Here is a 4,215-nt window from a genome sequence, read left to right on the forward strand (position 1 = left end):
CACCCCGCACATCCCCTGGTCCTACGACCTGCTCACACTGACCTGGGCCGGGGCGACCGGCGCCCTGGCGCTGCTCGTCCTCCACGCCCAGCGCCCTTCCCGCTCGCCATGGTTTCGCAGGACGAGAGTCCAGGCAGGGTGATCATGGTGAGGGCGGTCTACCTCACAGGCCCTCGTCGTTGGCCCTGGAGTTGCCCCACCACCGGTGTGCGTAAGGCTGTCGAGATCAGTGTCGTGCTGCCCCGAGTCGCCGTCGAAGGTGATGGCCGTACGCCGGAGCCGACCTGGACGCCAGTGTTCGATAACCGCGAGCACCGCAGGAGCCTGCCGTACCCCCTCACCAGCCAGCTCCTCCTGACCGTCCCCGACCTAGACGGCGCCCGTCCTCCTCGGCGAAGCGGCATGCGGACACTGTGTTCTGGCCGCGCTCACCCGCGGAGCAGCGCGGGGCCCGCACCGCGCGAACTCTTCGCGCGTCGGAGAGAGGCCCCCGAAGGTGCAGCCCACCGGCTCAGGAGCCTCGACGGCCTGCCCTTCAACCCCACGCGGTCTGACTCACGCGTGGGTCAGGCGGGTCATACGGGATGGGGGGTACGCAGGGCGATCATGGCGACGTCGTCATCGTTGTCGCTGGGGCGGACCTGGTCCAGCAGCAAGTCGCAGAATGAGTCGAGGGGGCGGTGGGCGAGGGAGGCCGCGTGTCGGCGCAGCCGGTCCAGTCCATGATCGATGGAGTGGTGCGGGGATTCGACCAGTCCGTCGGTGTAGAGCAGGAGCGTGGCCTGGGGTGGCAGGACGGTGACGGCGTCGGGACGAGGTCTGGTGACTCCGGTGCCGAGGAGTATGCCGTGCGCCTCTTCGAGGTAGCGGGTTTGACCGTCGTGGGTGATGAGCAGGGGCGGCGGGTGGCCGGCGTTCGTCCAGCGTAGACGCCACAGTGAGTCGTCGCCGAGTGTGAGCCTGGCCAGGATCATGGTGGCCATGGGTACCTCGGCTATGTGCATCACTGCCTCGTCGAGCCGAGTGACGACGGCGCTGGGTGCGGCCTCGGGGTGGGACCAGGCGAAGGCGCGCAGCATGTTGCGGACCTGCGCCATGCCGGCTGCGGCGTCGAGATCGTGTCCGACGATGTCGCCGATGGCCAGTGCGTGGGCATGGGCGGCCAGAGCGAAGGCGTCGTACCAGTCACCGCCCACGGATGAGGCGTCCGGAGCGGGTACGTAGCGCGCGGTCATCTCCAGCCCGGGCAGGACGGGCAGCTGGGGCAGCAGGTGCCGTTGCATGGTCTCGGCGACTTTGCGCTGGCGCTGGTACAGGCGCGCGTTGTCCAGTGCCAGGCCCGCCCGGCGGGTGAGGTCCTCCAGCAGCGGCAGGTCGGCAGGGGTGAACGCGTCATGGCGCCGGGCCCGGCCCAGGGTCAGGGCGCCGAGCACGTCGCGCAGTCCGCGGATGGGTGCGATGGCGGCGGAGTGCATACCTGTCGCGGTAAACAGGCGCTGCTGCTCGACCGCTATACCGGAGTCGGGCGCGCCTTGGTAGGTGGCGGGGCCGGCGAGTGAGGACGCGGCGCCGCGCAGGGCCCGTGACAGGGGCATCGGTGACTCTGCCGGCACCGGAGGCATTGGGCCTTGCAAGTCCTCCCGCTCGACGAGAATGCCGTCCTTGTGCTCCATCACGAGAACGCGTCGTACTTCGTCACGTTCGGTGAGCAGGTCGAACACGGCCCAGTCCGCTAGCCGGGGCACGGTCAGGGCCGCCAGTCGGTGCAGCGCCTCGTCCGCGTCCAGGGTGGATGTGAGCCGCGTGGTCGTCTCTGCCAGCAAGGCCAGGCGGTCCAGTTCCGTCAGCGGCGCGGAGTGGCCGCCGTCGCTGTGGCGCACGTCCCCTGGCTTCGGTTCGTACAACACCATCAGCGCACCTGTCCCGCCCGGAGCGGGTGAGTAGGGCGTGACCAGCCAGGACAACTGGACCAGAACGCCGTCCCCGCGGGCGAACCACTCGGCGTCGCCATGCCTGGTATCCCCCGTGAGCAGCGCCTTCCTCATCCAGCATCGCGAGCGCGGCACCGAGTGCCCGTATCTGTCCCGGTGCAGCAGGTCGTGGAAGTCCTGACCTACGAGCTCTGAGGCTTCCCTGCCCAGCAGGCTTAGGGCTGCGCTGTTGACCGCGACGATGAGGCCGGCGTCATCGACCGCGATGGCGGACTCCCGCAGGTTTTCCAGCGTTCCACCGAGCAGGGCGCCAGAACACGCCCGAACCCCGGACAGGGCACTACTTTCCCTGCCGGGGGCGGCGACGTCGTCCATGTTCCCTCCTCCGTTCAAGCCCGAATCGGCTCGCCTACCCCGATCGGATCCCGGCATGCGTCGACAGCTCGTCTTCCCTGCCGTGACCGTTCGGATCACCGCCTGGTGGTGCAGGAGGAAGCTGTCCTTGAGTCCCGAGAGCAGGTCGCGAGTGATCAGGAGGGATGGGCTGTTGGTCTTGACGCTCTCAGCGCACGCGCGGAGCAATGAGCCCGAAAACGGCCCCTGAGCTGGTGTTCTTCGCGATTCTTCCGGTCGGGCATCTTTTCGATGACCCCCCACCTCGGTGTGTCGCGATTACAGCGAGGCTGCCTCCAGCACGTCCTACGCCTACAACCTGTTCCTCGCGATCCAGAGCGCAGAGACTCTACTCGAAGCTGTTCGGCACCGAGCCGGCCAAGCTTCGCCCCGGCTACGCGAACTTCGCCGTCGCCGAGCCCCCGCTCAAGCTCGTCCTCATCGAGGGCGACGCCGGAGAGGAGACCCGCCTGGACCACCTCGGCGTCGAGGTCGGGAGAACCGAGCAGGTCACCGCCGCCACCGCGCGACTGAAGGACGCGGGGCTGGCCACCTTCGAGGAGAATGACACCTCCTGCTGCTACGCCGTCCAGGACAAGACCTGGGTGACCGGCCCGGGCGAGGAGCCCTGGGAGGTCTACGTCGTCAAGGCTGACGCCGACACGCTGGGCAAGAGGGCGGACGGCACGCCGGACGCCTGCTGCGGCACTGCGGCCTGCTGCACCCATGACGAGCAGTCCGTCGACCCGGCCCAGACGCCGGCCGAGGCGAAGGAGTCCGCGGGCTGTGCCTGCGGCAGCTGACCGGCTGGGACCCCGCTCAACCGCGCCGGCCCGGGCAGCGCGCGGCCAGGTCCTGTGCAAGAACGCCGTTCGCTTCCCTCAGCGCGTTGCCTTCGAGCTCCAGGACGTGGACGACGCGGACGAGTTGTCGGGTCAGGCCCCGGAGGTCGTCGCGTCCGGCGGGGACGCGGGGCAGGCCGGACGGCTGTCCGCCATTGCTGGTCACGAGTGGGCGGGAGTCAACTCATTCCCGCACTGCTCCGGCCACGTTGAGGGCTGGTTCGTGCGAAGCCATCCGGCTGTGGTCGGGACGTGCCGTCGTGCCGGGATCGATGGGACCGTTGCGCGGAGCCGTCCCGGACGGGGGTTTGACTCGTGAGATCTATGACCGAAGTGTCCAGTCACAGGCATGTCGACCGCCGTTACGGGATGGCGCTTGCTGGTACCGAGCCACAGGGCGTGTCCCTATAGGGGCCTTGCCGAGTTCAGGCGCCATCACGGTTCAGACCGCCCGAGCGGGCCGGTGCCATCCATGCAGGAGCACGTCATCACGTGGGAGGCGAACCATCATGACGAGACGACAGCGCAGCTCCTTCTCGAGCGCGGATCCTCCCGTTCGGCGCGAGGTCGTCCTGGGTGTGGACACGCACGGAGAGGTCCATGTCGCCGCCGTGCTCTCACCGCTAGGGAAGATCTTGGGAACGGCGTCCTTTCCGGCGACGGCGGCCGGCTACCGGCAGCTGCTCGCGTGGGCCCGTAAGCGCGGGACGGTGCGTCGAGCGGGGGTGGAGGGTACCGGCACTTTCGGCGCGGGCCTGTCCCGCTACCTGCTGGCCCAGCAGATTCAGGTGTTCGAAGTGAACCGGCCTGACCGCTCGGCCCGCCGGCTGCTGGGGAAGTCGGACCCGCTCGACGCTCAGGCCGCCGCGCGGGCCGTGCTCAGCGGTCGCGCCCGGGCTCGGGCCAAGTCCGGCGACGGTCCCGTGCACGGTGCCCGGATCTACAAACTCGCCAAGGACTCCGCGGTCAAGGCCCGTACCCAGGCGATCAACCAGCTCAAGGCCGTCCTGGTCATCGCGGACCCCGCCCTGCGGGAACAGCTGTGCAGC

4 protein-coding genes are annotated in these 4,215 nt (G+C 69.2%); 2 read left to right on the forward strand and 2 right to left on the reverse strand.

Annotated elements, in window-relative coordinates:
* Nucleotides 1-575: 575 nt before the first annotated feature.
* Nucleotides 576-2,306: a SpoIIE family protein phosphatase gene (locus ABZ646_RS41550; protein WP_360531452.1), complete on the reverse strand. Its 1,731-nt coding sequence runs from the start codon at nucleotides 2,304-2,306 to the stop codon at nucleotides 576-578.
* A 308-nt stretch (nucleotides 2,307-2,614) separates the two neighbouring features.
* Between ABZ646_RS41550 and ABZ646_RS41555 the strand changes: the two genes are divergently transcribed.
* Nucleotides 2,615-3,127 carry an ArsI/CadI family heavy metal resistance metalloenzyme gene (locus ABZ646_RS41555; protein WP_360531461.1) on the forward strand — a complete coding sequence of 171 codons (513 nt, stop codon included), beginning with the start codon at nucleotides 2,615-2,617 and terminating at the stop codon, nucleotides 3,125-3,127.
* A gap of 16 nt (nucleotides 3,128-3,143) precedes the next feature.
* Here the strand turns inward: ABZ646_RS41555 and ABZ646_RS41560 are convergent, their stop codons facing one another.
* Complete coding sequence (locus tag ABZ646_RS41560) at nucleotides 3,144-3,332, reverse strand: hypothetical protein (protein WP_360531455.1); 189 nt, start codon at nucleotides 3,330-3,332, stop codon at nucleotides 3,144-3,146.
* A gap of 343 nt (nucleotides 3,333-3,675) precedes the next feature.
* On the opposite strand from ABZ646_RS41560, the gene ABZ646_RS41565 reads away from it, so the two are divergent.
* Nucleotides 3,676-4,215: transposase (locus ABZ646_RS41565; protein ID WP_360531458.1), on the forward strand; the 540-nt coding region annotated here is incomplete at its 3' end.

Origin of the sequence: Streptomyces sp. NPDC007162 (genome assembly GCF_040634175.1) — a bacterium.
Lineage (GTDB): Bacteria > Actinomycetota > Actinomycetes > Streptomycetales > Streptomycetaceae > Streptomyces.

What these genes read in the sequence shown, in the direction of transcription:
- ABZ646_RS41550 (WP_360531452.1), bottom strand. Translation starts at nt 2,306, where the DNA reads ATGGACGACGTCGCCGCCCCCGGCAGGGAAAGTAGTGCCCTGTCCGGG.